The following is a 17,711-nucleotide window of genomic DNA, read 5'->3' on the forward strand; positions in this document are numbered from 1 at the left end:
GCCGCCGAGGATGCTGGCGGACAGTAGCGCGGCGTTGATGGCGCCGGCCTTGCCGATGGCCAGGGTGGCGACCGGTACACCGGCCGGCATCTGCACGATGGACAGCAGGGAGTCGACTCCCGAGAGCATGGACGACTGCACCGGCACGCCGAGCACCGGCAGGTGGGTCTTGGCAGCGCACATGCCCGGCAGGTGGGCGGCGCCACCGGCCCCGGCGATGATCACCTCGATACCGCGCCCGGCGGCCTCTTCGGCGTACTGGAACAGCAGATCGGGGGTGCGGTGGGCGGAGACCACCTTCACTTCGTGGGGAATGCCCAGCTTGTCCAGCATGTCGGCGGTGTGGCTCAGGGTGGACCAGTCGGACTTGGAGCCCATGATCACGCCTACGAGTGCGCTCATCGTCGTGCCTCTGAAATGAAGAAGCCACGCGGTGGACGTGGCTTGGGAAATGAGCGGCCTAGTATAGACGAAAGCGGGGCGGAGCGTGCCCCTGCGCCGGGTATCGCCTGTCGGTTGGAAGACAGGATGTGGCGCTCATGGGATGGGTGGTGGTGTGGGGCGAGAGGTGCGGGCTAGATACCTGGACGCTTGAGGTGGGATCGCTCCGAAGAGCGCCCTCACCCAGCCCTCTCCCGCAGGCGGGAGAGGGGGCGGATTGGCGCGGCGTGAGGGGTGGTTTTTATCGCGGCCATGGGCCGCTCCTACAGTCGTATCTGAACCTGTAAGAGCGGCCACGTCGGCGGACCGCCATGGCCGCGATAAGGCCTTGCCTCAGATCCCCACGTCCGGCAACTGCGGGCGGGTTTCCAGGGCCTTGGCCATCAGGCGTTCGACGAAGGCGCGGTCCGCGTCGGGCAGGGCCAGGCGTGGCGGACGGGTCAGGGCGCTGCCGCGGCCGGCGAGTTCTTCGCAGAGCTTGATGCACTGCACCAGGTCCGGGCGGGCATCCAGGTGCAGCAGCGGCATGAACCATTCGTAGAGCGGCATGGCCTCGGCGAAGCGACCGGCCTTGGCCAGGCGGAAGATGGTTTCGCCTTCGGTGGGGAAGATGTTGGACATGCCCGAGACCCAGCCTTCGGCGCCCACGGCGATGCTTTCCAGCACCACGTCGTCGAGACCGGCGAAGAGCACGAAGCGGTCACCCACCTCGTTGCGCACGTCGATGAAGCGACGGGTGTCGCCGGAGGAATCCTTGAAGCAGACGATGTTGTCGACGTCGGCCAGGGAGATGAGGATGTCCGGGGTGACATCGTTCTTATAGATCGGCGGGTTGTTGTAGACCATCAGCGGCAGGTCGAGGGCGCTGGCCACGCTGCGGAAGTGGGCGGCGGTCTCGTGGGGCTTGGCCGAGTAGACCAGGGCCGGCATGAGCATGATGCCGTCGGCGCCGGCGCGACCGACCGCCTGGGCGGTGCGGGTGGCATTGAGGCTGGTGAATTCGGCCACGCCGCAGATCACCGGTACGCGACCACCGGCGGCGTCCTTGGCGACCTCCACCAGGGAGATCTTTTCTTCCAGGGTCAGGGAGGTGTTCTCGCCCACGGTCCCGCACATCACCAGGCCGGAGACGCCATCGCGCACCAGGTTGCTGATCACGCCATGGGTCTTTTCCAGGTTGACCGAGAAGTCGTCGTTGAATTGGGTGGTGACGGCGGGAAAGACGCCGCTCCAGTTAACGCGGGGAGTGCTCATGCGGGGGTTTCCTCCAGACGGGAACGGGGCTTGAGAGAGTCGCGGTATTGCCGGGGCGACAGGCCGGTGAGACGGCGGAACTGACGGCTGAAGGCGCTGTGGTCGGTATAGCCACAGGCCAGGGCCACCTCGGTGACGGGCAGGTCGCGGGCCAGCAGGCGCGAGGCGGCGTCGAGCCGGGCCTTGTGCAGCAACTGCTGGGGCGTGAGGCGCAGGATGCGCTTGCACTGGCGTTCGAGCTGGGAGACCGACAGGCCGACCCTCTGACTCAGTTCGCCTACCGAGAGCGGCTGGGCATAGTGCTCGCGCAGATAGCGATCGACCTCGGCCACCTTGGCGTGGGCCGGATGATCGGCGGCCGGAGCCTGGAGATCGTGGGAGATGCCCGCCATGCCCATCAGCCGGCCCTGGGCGTCGTGCAGTGGCAGCTTGCGGGTCAGGCACCAGCCCGGGGTACGACCGGCGTAGAGGTGCAATTCCAGTTGATCGTCCAGCGCCAGGCCTTCGCGCAGCACGCGGCGATCCTGTTCGGCGTAGGCGCCGCCCAGGGGTGCGGGAAAGACTTCCTCGGCGGTCCGGCCGAGCAACTCGCTGACGTCCTCGAAGCCGCAGCGCTGGGCCAGGGTCAGGTTGACCAGCACATAGCGCGCCTCCAGATCCTTGACGAAGAACACCACGCCGGGGATGGCGTCGAGCAGCGGCGCCACCAGGCTCAGGCTGGCGAGCAGCGCGGGCAGGTCGGCGGGCCGGGCGCGGCTCAGGGCGTCCAGGTGGGCGGCGGCGTTCATCTCTCGTCCTCGGTCAGGGCCAACAGGCTGTCGATACGGGTGGGTTGCAGGGGAAAGCGCGGCGCCGGGGGCGTCCAGCCCAGCAAGACGCGGGTGGCCTGGCCGCAGATGCGGCCCTGGCAGGCGCCCATGCCGCAGCGGCTGCGCAGCTTGGCCTGGGTCCAGTCCGCATGGCCGACCAGGGCGCCGAGGGCGACGTCTTCGCAGCGGCAGACCAGGGTATCCGGCTGGGCCAGCCGGGCAATGGCCGGATTCAGGGCGAAGGTGCGAGCCAGTTGGGCGGCGAAGCGGCGCCAGGCCCGGGCTTCGGCCTGCACGGGGGCCACGGCGTCAAGCTGGCTGCTGGCGACCAGACCAGCGATACGGCCGGTGGCCTGGGCCAGTTCGTTGCCGCCGATGCCGGTGCATTCGCCGGCGGCCAGGATGTGCGGCTGGCTGGTGCGCTGCTGGTCATCTACCGCCACCGCGCCATCCAGGGTCGCACAGCCAAGGCTCTGGGCCAGTTCGACATTGGGCACCAGGCCATAGCCACAGGCCAGGCGATCGCAGGCGATCTCCCAGCGACGCTCGCCCTGGCGCAGGCGTACGGCTTCGAGACGGTCGGTACCGAGCGCCGCCTCGACCCAGGTGCCGGGGCTATAGCGAGGAGTAGCCAGCGTCAGCGCCTGGCGCAGCTTGTTCGGCCAACGCCATAGCTGCAGACCGAACTCGAGTACCGCGCGGCGCTCGGCCTGTTCGGCGACCAGGGCGACCCGGGCACCCGCCTGGCGCGCGGTGGCGGCGCTGGCCAGCAGCAGCGGACCGGTACCGGCGACCACCAGGCGCTCGTCGGCCACCTCCACGCCACCCTTGATCAGCGCCTGCAGACCACCCGCGCCGGTCACTCCGGGCAGGGTCCAGCCAGGGAACGGCAACAGCAGTTCGCGGGCACCGGTGCAGAGGATCAGGGTGTGGAAATCCAGGGTACGGCTGCCGTGGGCGTCTTCCAGCAGCAGCTGGTGTGAGCCCAGGACCGCGGCGACGCGGGTCTGGGTAAGCAGGGTGACGTCTGCCGGCAATTGACCGACTTCGGCGGCGACCTGGCCCGCACGAGCGCGCCAGATCTGACCACCGGGCAAGGGATTGTCGTCCAGCAGCACCAGGCTCAGGCCCCGACCACTGGCGGCGCGGGCGGCGGCGAGACCGGCCGGGCCGCCGCCGATGATGAGCAGATCGCAGCGCGTGGCGTTCATGACAGGCGCTCCACCTGCATGCCGTCCTGGCACGGCGTCTGGCAGGCCAGGCGGCGCACGCCGTCGACCTGTACCCGGCATTCCTGGCAGATGCCCATGCCGCAGAAAGGGGCCCGGGCTTCTCCGCCTACCGAACGGCGCGCGGCGGGATTGCCGCTCTTGGCCAGGGCCGCGGTAAGCAGGCTGCCGGGACGCATCTCCAGGCGCTCGCCATCGATGAACAGGGTCAGCATGCCAGGCTCCTCGGGGTGGTCGCGAAGCGAGCCGGTGCGAAGGGTTCCACGTGGAACGTGGAACCCTCGTCGAACAGTCCGTTGACGATGGCTTCGGCGGTCGCCGGCGCGGTGGTGACGCCCAGGCCCTCGTGACCGACCGCCAGCCACAGACCGGGCTGATCGGGATGGGCGCCGATCAGCGGCAAGCCATCGGGACTGGCGGCGCGCTGGCCGGTCCAGCCGCGGATCAGCGAGGTATGGGTCAGACCGGGCAGGAAATCCAGGGCGCGGCGCAGCAGCTGGCCGACCACCGCAGGTTCCACGGCCATGTCCGGACGCTCGAACTGGCGCGACGAGCCGATCAGCAACTGGCCGGTGGGGCGCGGCTGGACGTTGAAGGCCACCGAGGCACCACTGCTGGCATGGGCGCTGGCGCCGTAGCCGATCTCCACCAGCTGGTGGCGGACCTGCTCGGGATAGCGGTCGGTGATCAGCAGATGGCCCTTCTTGGGCACCAGCGGCAGGTCCGGGCAGAGACTGGCGGCCTGCAGGCCGGCGGCGAGCACCACGGCGTCGGCGGTCAGCCAGCGCCCGTCATCCAGGCGCACCCGTCTGCCTTCGACGGCGCTTACCCGGGCACGCTGGAATTCGATCAGCGGCGAGCGTTGTAGCAGCCAGGCGGCCACCACGGGTGCATAGAGCAGGCCGTCGCCGGGCACCTCCAGGCTACCAGCCAGGGCGGTCAAAGCCGGTTCCGCCGCGGCGGTCGCCGCAGCGTTCAGCGGCTGGTTGGCGACGCCCTGGGCGTCCAGACGCTGGCGCTTCGCCTCGATCAGATCCAGCTCGGCGGCATCGCGGGCCAGCCAGAGGGTGCCGCAGTTGCGGTAGTCGGCGGCGGCTGGCAACTGGGGCACAAGCTCGCGCCAGAGCGCCAGGGAGCGTGCGCTCAGGGTCAATTCGGCGGGGTCGTCGTCCATCACCACCAGGTGGCCCATGCCGGCGGCGGAGGCGCCAGGCAGGCCGGCGTCCAGCACCCGCACGCGACAGCCGCGCGCGGCCAGGGCCGCGGCGCAACTGGCCCCGACGATGCCGGCGCCGACGACGAGGACGTCCGCCACCTGCTTCACCCCGGAATACCCCAGGCGAAGGGATCGTCCGCGGCCAGCAGCAGGGTGGCTTCGGCCATGACATGGGCGCGACCGCGGATCACCGGCAGGATGCGGCCTTCGTCGCCGGGCTGATAATGGGCTTCGAAACGGCTGCCGATGACGCTCGCCTGCTGCCAGACGGCGCCAGGGGCCAGGTCGCCATCGGCCGCGAGACAGGCCAGCTTGGCGCTGGTGCCGGTGCCGCAGGGCGAACGGTCGTAGGCACGGCCCGGGCAGAGCACATAGCTGCGACTGTCGGCGCCGTCCGGATCCTCGGCGAAGAGTTCGATGTGATCGATGTGCCCGCCCTGCTCGCCGGTGATGCCGGCGGCCTCCAGGGCGCCACGCAGGGCCAGGCTGAAGGTGAGCAGGCCGTCGAGATTGTCGGCGGCGATGCGCTGGCCGTGATCGGCACAGAGAAAGAACCAGTTGCCACCCCAGGCGATGTCGCCGGTGACCGGGCCATGGCCGGGAATCTCCACCCGGACGGCGTGGCGATAGCGATAGGCCGGAACGTTGCGCACGCTGACGCTGCCGTCGTCATGCAGGGTGGCGGTGACGTCGCCGACCGGGGTCTCGATCAGGTGATCGCCGGGGCCGATCCGGCCGAGATGGGCCAGGGAGACCACCAGGCCGATGGTGCCGTGACCACACATGCCCAGATAGCCGACCTCGTTGAAGAACACCACGCCAGCACTGGCCGCAGGCGATACCGGCTCGCAGAGCAGCGCCCCGACCAGCACCTCGTTGCCGCGCGGTTCGCGCATGCAGGCCTGGCGGAAGGCGTCGTGCTCGCCGGCCAGACGACTGCGGCGTTCGGCCATGCTGCCGTGGCCGAGCTCGGGAAAACCATCCAGCACCAGGCGCGTGGGTTCACCGCCGGTGTGGGAGTCGATGACGCGGATGCGCTGCATGGCTGACCTCCGTGAGAGAGAGGCCAGTGTCGCGCAGATCGGCACAAAAGGCTTGCAGGACGTCGGCTATCCAAAAGCCGATATCAGCACAATCAGGGCTAGATTTTCAGCTCGAGGGCCCCTGCTTTTCGAGATGCCGCCAGACCTGCTGTACCAGCCGCTTGCGCAACAGGGCACAGCGGTAGAGGCGGATCTCAAGGCCGACCTGCCAGGCGGCATCGCCGCAGATGGCCAGTTCGCCGCGGGCCAGCTCCGCGGCCACCGACAGCTGCGGCACCCAGGCCACGCCCAGGCCCTGCAGCGCCATGGTCTTGAGACTGTCGGCCATGGCGGTTTCATAGAGGGTCACGGCGCGCAACTTGCGCTGGCGCAGCAGGAGATTCACCGAGCGACCAAGGAAGGCGCCGGCGCTGTAGGCCAGCAGCGGCACACTGCTTTGCCCGTCGAGCTGGAACAGGGGTCGTCCTTCGCTATCGGTGGCGCAGACCGGCAGCATGGCGGTGTGCGCCAGGTGCAGCGAAGGAAACAGCTCCGGGTCCATCTGCAGGGCGGCATCGGGATCGTGGAAGGCCAGCATCAGGTCGCAGGCGCCGTCGCGCAGGGCGTGGATGGCATCACCGACGTTGGTGGCCACCAGGCGACTGGCCAGTGCCAGGCCCTGGCCGCGCAGGCCGGCGATCCACTGCGGAAAGAAGCCCAGCGCCAGGGAGTGCGCGGCGGCGAATTGCAGCACCTCGCCCTGCCCGCCTTCGAGATGATGCAGGTGGCGCACCGTCTCGCCCAGCTGCTCCACCACGCTGCGCGCCGTGACCAGGAACAGTTGCCCGGCCTCGGTGAGGCTGACCGGGGTGTGGGATCTGTCCACCAGGGTCAGGCCGACGCTTTCCTCCAGGGCGCGGATGCGCCGGCTGAAGGCGGGCTGGGTGACGAAACGCTTTTCGGCGGCCTGGGAAAAACTGTAGGTGGCCGCCAGGGCCACGAAGTCTTCCAGCCATTTGAATTCGATGTTCATGGCACCCATACGTCATCTGATCTCGTGAGGTCACAACCCGAGTTATGCCGATCCGGCATGAGGCTTGGCGGATCGGCATTGGCCGAGATCGGCTGGCAAGCCTAGATTCTAGGGCATCGCGGCGCCCGCCGCTCGATCGAAGCCCAACGCTATCATGTCCGACTCTGCATCATCCGTCCGCCTCGAAAAAGATCTCCTCGGTACCCTCGAAGTCCCTGCCGATGCCTACTACGGCATCCAGACCCTGCGCGCCGTGCAGAACTTCCGCCTCTCCGGCGTGCCCCTCGGTCACTACCCCAAGCTGGTGGTGGCCCTGGCCATGGTCAAGCAGGCGGCGGCCGACGCCAACCACCGACTGGGCCATCTGCCCGCGGAAAAGCACCAGGCGATCAATGACGCCTGCTCGCGCATCATTCGCGGCGAATTCCACGACCAGTTCGTGGTGGACATGATCCAGGGCGGGGCCGGCACCTCGACCAACATGAACGCCAACGAGGTGATCGCCAACGTGGCCCTGGAGCTGCTCGGCCACGCCAAGGGCGAGTATCGCCACCTGCACCCGAACAACGACGTCAACATGGCGCAGTCGACCAACGACGCCTACCCCACCGCCATCCGCCTGGGCCTGCTGCTCGGCCATGACGCCCTGCTCGCCAGCCTGGACAGCCTGATCACCGCCTTCGCCGCCAAGGGCGTGGAGTTCGCCGAGGTGCTGAAGATGGGTCGCACCCAGCTGCAGGACGCGGTGCCCATGACCCTCGGCCAGGAATTCCATGCCTTCGCCACCACCCTGGGCGAAGACCTGGCGCGGCTGAAGAGCCTGGCGCCGGAACTGCTCACCGAGGTCAACCTGGGCGGTACCGCCATCGGCACCGGCATCAACGCCGATCCCGGCTACCAGCTGCTGGCCGTGCAGCGCCTGGCGGAGATCAGCGGCCAGCCGCTCAAGCCCGCCGCCGACCTGATCGAGGCGACCTCGGACATGGGCGCCTTCGTGCTGTTCTCCGGCATGCTCAAGCGCACCGCGGTGAAGCTGTCGAAGATCTGCAACGACCTGCGCCTGCTCTCCAGCGGTCCGCGCACCGGCATCAACGAGATCAACCTGCCGCCGCGCCAGCCGGGCAGCTCCATCATGCCGGGCAAGGTCAATCCGGTGATCCCCGAGGCGGTCAACCAGGTGGCCTTCGAGATCATCGGCAACGACCTGGCCCTGACCCTGGCGGCCGAGGGTGGCCAGTTGCAGCTCAACGTCATGGAACCCCTGATCGCCTACAAGATCTTCGACTCCATCCGTCTGCTGCAGCGCGCCATGGACATGCTGCGCGAGCATTGCATCACCGGCATCACCGCCAACGTCGAGCACTGCCGCCGCCAGGTGGAGCACTCCATCGGCCTGGTCACCGCGCTCAACCCCTACCTGGGCTACGAGACTTCCACCCGCATCGCCAAGACGGCGCTGGAAACCGGTCGCGGCGTGCTGGAGCTGGTGCGCGAGGAGAATCTGCTGGACGAGGCGACCCTGGACGACATCCTGCGCCCGGAAAACATGATCGCCCCGCGACTCGTACCGCTGAAAGCCAAGGTCTGAGTCCCGCACGCCAGACCTGAGCGGTAACCGACGGCAACTCCCCGCGGGCGCGGTATCCTTCTTGCTTGGAAGGCTGCCACCGCCCCGGGGAGTTTGCCCATGCGTCAGTCCGGTCTGATCAATCTCAACCTGGTGTCTCTGGTCCTCCAGCAACTGGCGGCTGACACGCCCGCCCGGGCGGCGCCCCTGCTGGCCGGCAGCGGCCTGCGGCTGGACGATCTCGAACAGCCCCATCGGCTCATCACCCTGGCCCAGGAGCAACGGGTCATCGCCAACGCCCTCCCCGTCGCACCGCCCGAACTGGGGCTGCTGCTGGGCTGGCGGCTGCGCGTCTCCGGCTATGGCCTGCTCGGCTATGCCCTGCTCAGCGCCCCGACCCTGGGCGCCGCGCTGCAGGCGGCCCTGGCCCACCAAAGCCTGCTGGGCGCCTATTTCACCCTGCGCCAGGAGCGCCACGGCGAACTGGCCTGGCTCAGGGCTGATGACCATCCCTTCGCGCCCGAGCTGGAGCGCTGCAACGCCGAGTGCTGCCTGGCCTCGCTCCTGGCGATCTGCTGCGACCTCCTGGGTACGTCCCTGCCGCTGGTGCAGGTGGCCTTCCGGCACCCCGAGCCGGTCTATCGCGCGCGCTATGGCGACTGCTTCGGCGCCACGCCCCTGGCCTTCGCCGCCGCCTTCAACGGCCTGGCCTTTCCCGCTGCCTGGCTTGATCGCGGGCTGCCACTGGCCGATCCAGTGACCCATCGTGACGCCCTGGAGCAGTGCGGCCGCCTCGCCCCCGAACAGGATCGCCAGCGCGCCCTGCTCGCCCGCATCCGCACCCTGCTGGGTGCCGATCTGGCGGCCCCACCCTCCTTCGCGGCCCTGGCCGGCCACCTCGGCATGGCACCGCGCAGCCTGCGTCGCCACCTGCAGGCCGGCGGCAGCAGCTATCAACGGTTGCTGGATGAGTTGCGCTTCGCGCGGGCGCGCGACCTGCTGGCCCAGGAGCGGCTGCCCATCTATCGCATCGCCGAGGCGATGGGTTTCAGCGAGACAGCCAGCTTCCGCCATGCCTTCCGCCGCTGGAGCGGCCAGTCGCCGCGGGGTTATCGACTCTAGCGGCCGGCGTATGCTGAGCGCTTCCCGTCCCCATGGAGGATTCCCTATGCCCTCGCTGACCCTGCTCGCGGACCGCGGCCAACCCACCGATCAATACCGCCTGCCGGCGGAAAAACGCCTGGAGGGCGATCCGCTGCAGAGCCTCTGGCTCGACTACGAGGATGGCAGCGGCGTGTTCGCCGTCGGCCATTGGCACAGCGAGGTGGGCAAGTGGCGGGTGAACTACACAGAGGAGGAGTACTGCCAGATCCTCGAAGGGGTGAATCTGGTCACCGATGACCAGGGCCATGCCACTCGTCTCGGGCCCGGCAGCAGCTTTGTCGTGCCGCGCGGCTTCCAGGGCACCTGGGAGGTGCTGGAGCCGACCCTGAAGCGCTTCGTGGTCTACGAAGCCAAGGGCAGCTGATGGCCGACGCCGGGCGCAATCTGGCCGGATCTATCCCCTTTTGGCCGCAGCGCCTCTCGTCGCGGGCCGCCGGGCTGGCAAGAATCTGGAGAGAGCCCGCCGCCCGGAGTCGCCATGCGCATCCACCACAGTCCCGATCACGCCCTGCATCACGGCCGCTGCGAATTGATCGATGGCCAGTTGCAGCCCTGTTTCGAAAAGCCCCAGCGCGTCGAATTCATCCTCGCCGAGTGTCACCGTAGGCAGCTCGGCGAGGTAGTGCCGCCCAAGGACTTCGGCCGGGCGCCACTGGCACGCATCCACAGCACGGCCTATCTCGACTTTCTCGCCGGCGCCTGGGACGAATGGGCGGCCCGCGGCGAGACCGTGGACCTGCTGCCCTATACCTGGCCGGCGCGCACACTGCGCCAGGTACTGCCGCCCACCAGCCTGCACGGGCGCCTGGGTTACTACAGCTTCGACGGCGGCGCGCCCATCACCGCCGGCACCTGGCAGGCCGCCTACAGCGCCGCCCAGGTGGCCTTGAGTGCCGGAGCCGAGGTCGCCGCAGGTGCCCGCAGCGCTTTCGCCCTCTGCCGCCCGCCGGGCCACCACGCCGCCGCCGATGTCATGGGCGGCTACTGCTATCTGAACAACGCCGCCATCGCCGCCCAGGCCGCCCTCGACGGCGGCGCCCGGCGGGTGGCCATCCTCGATGTCGACTACCACCACGGCAACGGCACCCAGGACATCTTCTATGCGCGCGACGATGTGCTGTTCCTCTCGCTGCACGGCGATCCGGGTTTCGAATTTCCCTTCTTCCTCGGCTATGCCGACGAGACCGGCAGCGGGGCGGGCCAGGGCTTCAACCTCAATCTGCCGCTGCCCACCGGCAGCGCCTGGGACAGCTGGAGCGCCGCCCTGGAGGTAGCGCTGGCGCGCGTGCAGGACTATGCCCCGGACCTGCTGCTGGTCTCCCTGGGCGTGGATACCTTCAAGGCCGATCCCATTTCCCAGTTCAAGCTGGAGAGCGACGACTACCTGCGCCTGGGCGAACGCCTGGCGCGGCTCGGCCTGCCGACCCTGTTCGTCATGGAAGGCGGTTACGCCGTGGCGGAGATCGGCATCAACACGGTGAACGTCCTGGCCGCCTTCGACGGCGCCTGATCCCTATCGCGAGGAATCCGACCATGCACAGCCTCCTGCGTCCGCTCACCGCCCTGCTCGGTGGCGCCCTGCTCGCCACCGCCGTCCAGGCCGCCGATCCCGGCGAACTGCGGGTCTACAACTGGGCCGACTACATCCTGCCCGAGACGCCCAAGGACTTCGCCAAGCAGACCGGCATCCGCGTCACCTGGGATACCTTCGACAGCAACGAGTCGCTGGAGGCCAAGCTGCTCACCGGCCGCTCCGGCTATGACCTGGTGATTCCCTCCAACCAGTTCCTGGAAACCCAGATCAAGGCCGGCGTATTCCAGAAGCTGGACAAGAGCAAGCTGCCCAACTGGCAGAATCTCGATCCCGAGCTGCTCAAGCTGCTGGAGGTCAACGACCCGGGCAATCAGTACGGCGTGCCCTACATGTACGGCACCATCCTCATCGGCTTCAACCCGGCCAAGGTCAAGGCGGCGCTGGGGGCGGACGCACCGGTGGACAGCTGGGACCTGGTGTTCAAGCCGGAGAACATGGCCAAGCTCAAGAGTTGCGGCGTGGCCATGCTGGACTCGCCCTCGGACATCCTGCCGGTGGTGCTGCACTACCTGGGCCTGGATCCCAACAGCGCCAACGCCAAGGACTACGAAAAGGCCACGGCGCTGATGCTGAAGATCCGCCCCTACATGGCCTACTTCAATTCCACCAAGTACATGACCGATATCGCCAACGGCGACATCTGCGTGGCGGTGGGCTATTCGGGCAGCTTCTACCAGTTCGGCAATCGCGCCAAGGAAGCCGGCAACGGCGTGGTGGTGGACTGGCGTCTGCCACGCGAGGGCGCGCCCATCTGGTTCGACACCTGGGCCATTCCGGCCAGTGCTGCCAATGTCGACCAGGCCCATGCCTTCATCAACTACCTGCTCGAGCCCAAGGTGATCGCCGGGATCAGCGATTACCTCGGCTACCCCAACGCCAACAAGCCGGGCATGCCGCTGGTGACCGCCGCCATCCGCGACAACCACGACCTGGTGCCCACCCCGGAGATGCTCAAGAAGCTCTATGTGGTGCAGCCGCTGCCGCAGCCCATCGAGCGGGTCCGCACCCGTGCCTGGAGTCGTATCAAGGCCGGTAATTGAAGGTCGAGTCCTCCACGATCATCCGAATGGTAGCCAATGGCTACCATTCGGCGGTTACATCCCCGCGTCCGGGAACCCTCTATCGCGCTAAGGGACTTATTGTGCTGAAGTGACCCATTGGATTTACCTGCCAGGTACGGCGTCATGTCCCTCAGTCTCGCCCTCACCCGAGCGCTGGCTCGGCCTTTCTGGGCCCTGCGCTTCGAACCGGTATTGGAACGGCATTACCAGCACGACATCGCCCGTTCGCGCCGGCGGCACCTGCGCATCAGCCTGACCGTGGCCATCCTCGCCTACGCCAGCTTCTCGATCTGGGACTGGATCCTGATGACCGATGCCTTCTGGCTCATCAGCCTGCTCAGCGCGCTGGTGGTGATCGGCGGCGGGCTGGTCTTGCTGGCGCTCGGGTTGATACGTGCCGAACATCCCGCGCGCGAGTGGCTGGGTATCCTGCCCTGCCTGCTGGCCTATGCGCCGCCGCTGCTCGACGTCGAGGCCACCGATGCCGCGCATCGCGCCCTCTGGCTGGCGACCATGCCGCTGATGACGCTCTTCACCAACAGCTGCATCGCGCCGCCCCTGCGCCAGGCCGCGGTCCACACCCTGATCGCCCTGCTGGCCATCGGCCTGGCCACCCAGATGCATAGCCTGCCGGCCCTGGAGGCGTCGCTGGTCATGACCCTGGCGTTCGCCACCGCGAGCTTTACCCTGCTCAACAACTTCTGGATGGAGCGCGCCCGCCGTCAAGGCTATCTGCTGATCCTGCGCGACCGCTTGCGCAACGAAGAGCTGACCGCTTCCAACCGCTTCCTGGCGCAGCAATCCGCCACCGATCCCCTGACCGGCGTGGCCAATCGCCGGGCGCTGATGCAGGCCCTGGCCACCGCCCTGGCCCATCCCCCGCCCCGGCCGCTGCTCCTGCTGATGATCGACGTCGATCACTTCAAGGCCTTCAATGACCGCTATGGGCATCCGGCGGGCGATCGCTGCCTGCAACAGGTCGCCAGCGCCCTGGCCGACGAATTGCGCGCCGGCGATTGCCTGGCCCGCTACGGCGGCGAGGAATTCGCCATCCTCTGCACGCCGTCGCGCGAAGAGGATGCCGCCAAGCTGGCGCAGCGCCTGCTCGACGCGGTACGGCGCCTGGAGATCCCCCACCTCGGGCCCCAGGCCGGTCCGCGGGTGACCGTGAGCATTGGCGGCGCCTGTGCGCGGCCGGATCACGACTCTGCCGAGAGCTTTATCGAAGCCGCCGATCGCCAGCTCTACTGGGCCAAGCAGGCCGGGCGCGACCGCGCCATCCTCGAGGACTGCGATCGCTGCCACCCAGCGATGGAGGAATCCCTCTAGCCCAGGCGATAGACCCGATCGATCAGGACCACGCTGGCCAGGCGCTGGCGCAGATCGTCGTCCAGGCTGGGATCCTGCCAGTCGTAGAGGCCGATGCGGGCATAGGCCCGCCCCCGCGGCGGCCGGGTGCCCAGATACTCCCAGACCACCCGGGTGCAGGCCGGCTCGCGCCGGTCGGAGGCGCTGACGCCCAGCTTGAGTCCGTTGAGGCGATCGATACGGTTGCGCGCGCTGGGCAGCAGCACCGTCTGCGACAACTCGTTGCCGGTGAGGGATTCGTAGTCGGTAAAGAACAGCCGGCTTTCCAGGCTCATGGCCAGGCCCAGGTAGCGAAAGCGTGCCTGGCTGGTGGTCTCGCCGCGGCGACGCAGGCGCTCGAAGCGCACATAGCGGAAGACACCCGCTTCCGCGAACAGCCAGACCAGTCCGCAGAGCACCACGCCCGGCGTGGACAGCGACGGATAGTATTCGTGGTAGTAGCCCTGGTAACGCGCCAGGCCCTCCTGACGCTCGCCGAACAGGGCCAGGGCCTGCCCGGCCCACCCCGTTTCCTGGCCGACCGGCGCGCCCAGGCGCGCCGCGAATTGCCGCTGCGGCAGCTGCAGATCGCCCACCGGCAGGCCGAAGAATTCCGCCAGCCGCTGCAGGTTGTAGGGCGACGGACGGCTCTGCCCGTTGAGGTAGCGATTGAACTGGGCGCGGTTGATGCCGACGGCGCGACAGACGGCGGCAATCGAGCGGTGGCGCTGGCAGAGCAGCTGCAAATTGGCGGAAAAGTCGCTCATGAGTCCGGCCCGAGCTTGACAGACGGCCAGAAAACTAGCATCAAGTCGCGCCATTTTGAAGCGAGGCGCGGAATTGTTCACGCCGGTGGGATAGCCGAATCTAGGCGCCCGGTCCGACCTACTGCCCGTTCCACCCGGACCGACCCGTCCCAGCGCCTGTTGCCGTCGTCTCCCCACGACGGGAGCAGACCCTGGCGGGATATTCCACAATAATAGCCCCAAGGCTTGCGAGCCGGCCTTGGAGCATCACTAGCATGCTCGAGGATTCTTCATGCACTACCTAGAAATGCTCAACGACTTCCTGTCCGGCCACGTGCTCATCGTGCTGATCGTCGGCCTGGGCAGCTATTTCACCCTGCGCTCGCGATTCGTGCAGGTGCGCCATTTCCCGCACATGTTCACCGTGTTCAAGGACTCCCTGCGCAACAGCGGTGATGGCCTGAGCTCCTTCCAGGCGCTGATGCTCAGCCTGGCCGGTCGCGTCGGTGCCGGCAACATCGCCGGCGTGGGCCTGGCCGTGACCCTGGGCGGCCCCGGCGCGGTGTTCTGGATGTGGGTGACCGCCCTGGTCGGCATGGCCAGCAGTTTCTTCGAGTGCACCCTCGCGCAGGTCTACAAGCGCGCCGACGGCGACGGCCTCTATGTCGGCGGTCCGGCGTACTACATCCAGCACGGCCTCAACAAGCGCTGGATGGCACTGGCCTTCTCGGCGCTGCTGCTGGTGACCTACGGCTTCGCCTTCGTCGGCCTGCAGTCCTTTACCGTGACCCATTCGCTGGAAAACGCCTTCGGCCTGCCGGTGCAGTACACCGGGATCGCCCTGGCCATCCTGCTGGGCCTGGTGTTCATCGGCGGCATCAAGCGCATCGCCGCGGTCTCCGACATCCTGGTGCCGGTCAAGACCCTGGCCTACATCGCCGTCACCCTCTATGTGATCGTCACCCAGATCGACCTGGTCCCCGGCACCCTGCTGACCATCGTCAAGAGCGCCTTCGGCCTGGAACCGGCCTTCGCCGGCCTGCTGGGCGCCGCCATCACCATGGGCGTCAAGCGTGGCGTCTTCGCCAACGAAGCCGGCCTGGGCGCAGCGCCCAACGTCGCCGCCGTGGCCGCGGTCAAGCACCCGGCCGCCCAGGGCGTGGTGCAGGCCTTCAGCGTCTTCCTCGACACCTTCGTCATCTGCACCTGCACCGCGCTGCTGATCCTGCTGTCGGGCTTCTACACCCCGGGCTTCGAAGGCGATGGCATCGTCCTGACCCAGAATTCCCTGGCCGCGGTGGTCGGTGACTGGGGTCGCATCTTCATTAGCGTCGCCCTGTCGCTGTTCGTCTTCACCTGCATCCTCTACAACATCTACCTTGGCGAGAACGGCCTGCGCTACCTGCTCGGCCGCGGCAAGGCCGTGCTGCTCGGCTATCGCGGCCTGGTGCTGGTGCTGATCTGCTGGGGCTCCATGCAGAACCTGACCACGGTGTTCGCCTTCGCCGACATCACCATGACCTGCCTGGCCTTCGTCAACCTGATCGCCCTGGCCCTGCTGATCAAGGTCGGCATGCGCGTGCTCAACGACTACGACGCCCAGCGCCGTGCCGGGGTCGACCAGCCGGTGTTCGACGCCGACCAGTTCCGCGACCTGGACCTGGATCGCCAGGCCTGGCCGGCGCTGGAGCGTCTGGAAGAGACCGTCGCCGAAGCCCGCGCCGCCCAGCCGCGCCAGGCGCACTGACCGCCGCCACCGGGTCGTCCCGACCCGGACCGCGACCGCTTTCCTGCCCCCACCCCGTGTGGGGGCAGTCTTATCAGGAAGTCCCTCATGAACTCACCCTACCTGCATATCCTCTACACCGGCGGCACCATCGGCATGCAGGCGACCGCCGCCGGCCTGGCCCCGGCCGCCGGTTTCGAGGCGCGCATCCAGGCCCTGCTGGCCAGCCGTCCGGAGCTGGGCAATCCGGCCTGGCGGCTGCAGGAGCTGCTGCCGCTGATCGACAGCGCCAACATGACCCCCGCCGCCTGGGAGCGCATGGCCCAGGCGATCATTGCGGCCGCTACGGACCCGGCCTGTCGCGGCGTGCTGGTGCTGCACGGCACCGACACCCTGGCCTACAGCGCCGCCGCCCTGGCCTTCCGCCTGCTGGGCCTGACCATCCCGGTGCTGCTGACCGGCTCCATGCTGCCGGCCGGCGTGCCGGACAGCGATGCCGACGGCAACCTGGCCGACAGCTTCGCCGCCTTCTCGAGCGGACTGGCGCCGGGAGTTCAGGTGCAATTCCATGGCGAACGCCTGCCCGCGGCGCGCTGCACCAAGCAGGCCAGCAGCGGCTGGAAAGCCTTCGTGGCAAGCGCCCGGCCGCGCAGCGGTGACGCCCTCGTCGCCGCACCTGCCGCGCTGCGCTTCGACCAGCCGCGCCAGCCGGTACGGATGGCGGTGCTGCCGCTGTTTCCGGGGGTCGATGGCGCGGTCCTGCGCGGCCTGATGGGCAGTGGCGTGCAGGGGCTGGTGCTGGAGTGCTACGGCAGCGGCACGGGGCCGGCGGACGACGCCGACTTTCTCGCTGCCCTCGCTGAACTGCGCGACGCCGGGGTCCCCGTGGTCGCCCTCAGCCAGGGTGCCCGTGGCACCGTGGAATTGGGCACCTACGCCGCCGGCAGCGGCCTGGCCGACGCCGGAGTCATCTCCGGTCGCGGCATGACCCGCGAAGCCGCCCTGGGCAAGCTGCACGCCCTGCTCGGCTGCGGCCTGGAGCGCGCCGCGGTGGCCGAGTGGATCGGGCGGAATCTGTGCGAGGAGTTGTGATCGTCGGCTAGGTGCCGGCTGCTCCCTCACCCCGGCCCTCTCCCTGGGGGAGAGGGGGCGTTTGGGTCGGCTTCGTGCGGACTCCTGTGTGACCTCTGCCGCCCGCTAGCCCGCTTCATCCTGGCCTGGATCCAGGCTTGCCCTCGACACGCTCATCACCCCGCGCCAACCTCTATCGGAGCACCCGCTCTCCCTCTGGGAGAGGGCCAGAGTGAGGGTGCGCTTGAAGCCTGGCAGCCCCAAGTCCTGCGCACCAAATTCCCCCTTAAGCGCCCCCTCTCCCTCCGGGTGAGGGTCGGGGTGAGGGTGCGCTTGAAGCCTGACAGCCCAAGCCCTTCGCACCAAACTCCCCCTTAAGCGCCCCCTCTCCCTCCGGGAGAGGGTCGAGGTGAGGGTGCGCTTGAAGCCTG

At 68.4% G+C, this 17,711-nt stretch carries 17 protein-coding genes; 8 read left to right on the top strand and 9 right to left on the bottom strand.

The annotated features are described in order from the left end of the window. From purE to OXS31_RS00040, 8 genes are all read right to left on the bottom strand, one after another. Positions 1 to 402, bottom strand: a 402-nt coding sequence (gene purE / locus OXS31_RS00005; RefSeq protein WP_267396451.1) for a 5-(carboxyamino)imidazole ribonucleotide mutase, incomplete at its 3' end; no start/stop codon positions are given. 372 nt (positions 403 to 774) lie between these two features. After that, entirely contained in the window at positions 775 to 1,695 is a 921-nt protein-coding gene (locus tag OXS31_RS00010) for a dihydrodipicolinate synthase family protein (RefSeq protein ID WP_027598659.1), read from the bottom strand. Beyond that, positions 1,692 to 2,483 (bottom strand): AraC family transcriptional regulator, encoded by a 792-nt coding sequence (locus tag OXS31_RS00015; RefSeq protein ID WP_027598660.1) that lies wholly within the window; start codon positions 2,481 to 2,483, stop codon positions 1,692 to 1,694. The genes OXS31_RS00010 and OXS31_RS00015 overlap by 4 nt, the downstream gene beginning before the upstream one ends. Beyond that, a complete protein-coding gene (locus OXS31_RS00020; protein ID WP_108582229.1) occupies positions 2,480 to 3,715 on the bottom strand; it encodes an FAD/NAD(P)-binding oxidoreductase in 1,236 nt (411 codons plus the stop codon). Before OXS31_RS00020 ends, OXS31_RS00015 begins: the two co-directional genes overlap by 4 nt. Then, a complete protein-coding gene (locus OXS31_RS00025; RefSeq protein WP_042134880.1) occupies positions 3,712 to 3,948 on the bottom strand; it encodes a (2Fe-2S)-binding protein in 237 nt (78 codons plus the stop codon). The genes OXS31_RS00020 and OXS31_RS00025 overlap by 4 nt, the downstream gene beginning before the upstream one ends. After that, positions 3,942 to 5,057: an FAD-dependent oxidoreductase gene (locus OXS31_RS00030; RefSeq protein ID WP_027600459.1), complete on the bottom strand. Its 1,116-nt coding sequence runs from the start codon at positions 5,055 to 5,057 to the stop codon at positions 3,942 to 3,944. Before OXS31_RS00030 ends, OXS31_RS00025 begins: the two co-directional genes overlap by 7 nt. Further along, a complete protein-coding gene (locus OXS31_RS00035; RefSeq protein ID WP_027598664.1) occupies positions 5,054 to 5,992 on the bottom strand; it encodes a 4-hydroxyproline epimerase in 939 nt (312 codons plus the stop codon). The genes OXS31_RS00030 and OXS31_RS00035 overlap by 4 nt, the downstream gene beginning before the upstream one ends. A 106-nt stretch (positions 5,993 to 6,098) precedes the next feature. Beyond that, complete coding sequence (locus OXS31_RS00040; RefSeq protein WP_027600461.1) at positions 6,099 to 7,004, bottom strand: LysR substrate-binding domain-containing protein; 906 nt, start codon at positions 7,002 to 7,004, stop codon at positions 6,099 to 6,101. A 154-nt stretch (positions 7,005 to 7,158) separates the two neighbouring features. Between OXS31_RS00040 and OXS31_RS00045 the strand changes: the two genes are divergently transcribed. The 6 genes from OXS31_RS00045 (at position 7,159) to OXS31_RS00070 (ending at position 13,719) form a co-directional block, all read left to right on the top strand. Continuing rightward, on the top strand, positions 7,159 to 8,592 hold the full coding sequence (locus OXS31_RS00045; protein WP_027598670.1) for an aspartate ammonia-lyase: 1,434 nt from the start codon (positions 7,159 to 7,161) through the stop codon (positions 8,590 to 8,592). 99 nt (positions 8,593 to 8,691) lie between these two features. Further along, positions 8,692 to 9,693, top strand: a complete 1,002-nt coding sequence (locus OXS31_RS00050) for an AraC family transcriptional regulator (RefSeq protein ID WP_267396481.1) — start codon at positions 8,692 to 8,694, stop codon at positions 9,691 to 9,693. Between the two features lie 46 nt (positions 9,694 to 9,739). Next, positions 9,740 to 10,099, top strand: coding sequence for a cupin domain-containing protein (locus tag OXS31_RS00055; RefSeq protein WP_144954781.1), 360 nt, complete (start codon positions 9,740 to 9,742; stop codon positions 10,097 to 10,099). 114 nt (positions 10,100 to 10,213) lie between these two features. After that, positions 10,214 to 11,245, top strand: coding sequence for a histone deacetylase family protein (locus OXS31_RS00060; RefSeq protein ID WP_144954778.1), 1,032 nt, complete (start codon positions 10,214 to 10,216; stop codon positions 11,243 to 11,245). Between the two features lie 23 nt (positions 11,246 to 11,268). After that, complete coding sequence (locus OXS31_RS00065) at positions 11,269 to 12,369, top strand: polyamine ABC transporter substrate-binding protein (RefSeq protein WP_027600465.1); 1,101 nt, start codon at positions 11,269 to 11,271, stop codon at positions 12,367 to 12,369. 144 nt (positions 12,370 to 12,513) lie between these two features. Then, complete coding sequence (locus OXS31_RS00070) at positions 12,514 to 13,719, top strand: GGDEF domain-containing protein (RefSeq protein WP_144954775.1); 1,206 nt, start codon at positions 12,514 to 12,516, stop codon at positions 13,717 to 13,719. Here the strand turns inward: OXS31_RS00070 and OXS31_RS00075 are convergent. Further along, positions 13,716 to 14,504, bottom strand: coding sequence for a helix-turn-helix transcriptional regulator (locus OXS31_RS00075; protein ID WP_074583405.1), 789 nt, complete (start codon positions 14,502 to 14,504; stop codon positions 13,716 to 13,718). The genes OXS31_RS00070 and OXS31_RS00075 overlap by 4 nt on opposite strands. A 271-nt stretch (positions 14,505 to 14,775) precedes the next feature. On the opposite strand from OXS31_RS00075, the gene OXS31_RS00080 reads away from it, so the two are divergent. Further along, positions 14,776 to 16,230 carry an alanine/glycine:cation symporter family protein gene (locus tag OXS31_RS00080; RefSeq protein ID WP_077171202.1) on the top strand — a complete coding sequence of 485 codons (1,455 nt, stop codon included), beginning with the start codon at positions 14,776 to 14,778 and terminating at the stop codon, positions 16,228 to 16,230. A gap of 87 nt (positions 16,231 to 16,317) precedes the next feature. Then, complete coding sequence (locus tag OXS31_RS00085) at positions 16,318 to 17,301, top strand: asparaginase (protein WP_144954772.1); 984 nt, start codon at positions 16,318 to 16,320, stop codon at positions 17,299 to 17,301. The last annotated feature ends 410 nt before the right edge of the window (positions 17,302 to 17,711 follow it).

It is taken from the genome of Pseudomonas sp. GM_Psu_1 (genome assembly GCF_026544185.1).
Classification (GTDB): Bacteria; Pseudomonadota; Gammaproteobacteria; order Pseudomonadales; family Pseudomonadaceae; genus Chryseomonas; species Chryseomonas oryzihabitans.

Excerpts from the sequence above, each read along its gene's own strand:
- OXS31_RS00010 (WP_027598659.1), bottom strand. The coding sequence starts at position 1,695 with ATGAGCACTCCCCGCGTTAACTGGAGCGGCGTCTTTCCCGCCGTCACC.
- OXS31_RS00015 (WP_027598660.1), bottom strand. The coding sequence starts at position 2,483 with ATGAACGCCGCCGCCCACCTGGACGCCCTGAGCCGCGCCCGGCCCGCC.
- OXS31_RS00020 (WP_108582229.1), bottom strand. The coding sequence starts at position 3,715 with ATGAACGCCACGCGCTGCGATCTGCTCATCATCGGCGGCGGCCCGGCC.
- OXS31_RS00025 (WP_042134880.1), bottom strand. The coding sequence starts at position 3,948 with ATGCTGACCCTGTTCATCGATGGCGAGCGCCTGGAGATGCGTCCCGGC.
- OXS31_RS00035 (WP_027598664.1), bottom strand. The coding sequence starts at position 5,992 with ATGCAGCGCATCCGCGTCATCGACTCCCACACCGGCGGTGAACCCACG.
- OXS31_RS00040 (WP_027600461.1), bottom strand. The coding sequence starts at position 7,004 with ATGAACATCGAATTCAAATGGCTGGAAGACTTCGTGGCCCTGGCGGCC.
- OXS31_RS00045 (WP_027598670.1), top strand. The coding sequence starts at position 7,159 with ATGTCCGACTCTGCATCATCCGTCCGCCTCGAAAAAGATCTCCTCGGT.
- OXS31_RS00050 (WP_267396481.1), top strand. The coding sequence starts at position 8,692 with ATGCGTCAGTCCGGTCTGATCAATCTCAACCTGGTGTCTCTGGTCCTC.
- OXS31_RS00055 (WP_144954781.1), top strand. The coding sequence starts at position 9,740 with ATGCCCTCGCTGACCCTGCTCGCGGACCGCGGCCAACCCACCGATCAA.
- OXS31_RS00060 (WP_144954778.1), top strand. The coding sequence starts at position 10,214 with ATGCGCATCCACCACAGTCCCGATCACGCCCTGCATCACGGCCGCTGC.
- OXS31_RS00065 (WP_027600465.1), top strand. The coding sequence starts at position 11,269 with ATGCACAGCCTCCTGCGTCCGCTCACCGCCCTGCTCGGTGGCGCCCTG.
- OXS31_RS00070 (WP_144954775.1), top strand. The coding sequence starts at position 12,514 with ATGTCCCTCAGTCTCGCCCTCACCCGAGCGCTGGCTCGGCCTTTCTGG.
- OXS31_RS00075 (WP_074583405.1), bottom strand. The coding sequence starts at position 14,504 with ATGAGCGACTTTTCCGCCAATTTGCAGCTGCTCTGCCAGCGCCACCGC.
- OXS31_RS00080 (WP_077171202.1), top strand. The coding sequence starts at position 14,776 with ATGCACTACCTAGAAATGCTCAACGACTTCCTGTCCGGCCACGTGCTC.
- OXS31_RS00085 (WP_144954772.1), top strand. The coding sequence starts at position 16,318 with ATGAACTCACCCTACCTGCATATCCTCTACACCGGCGGCACCATCGGC.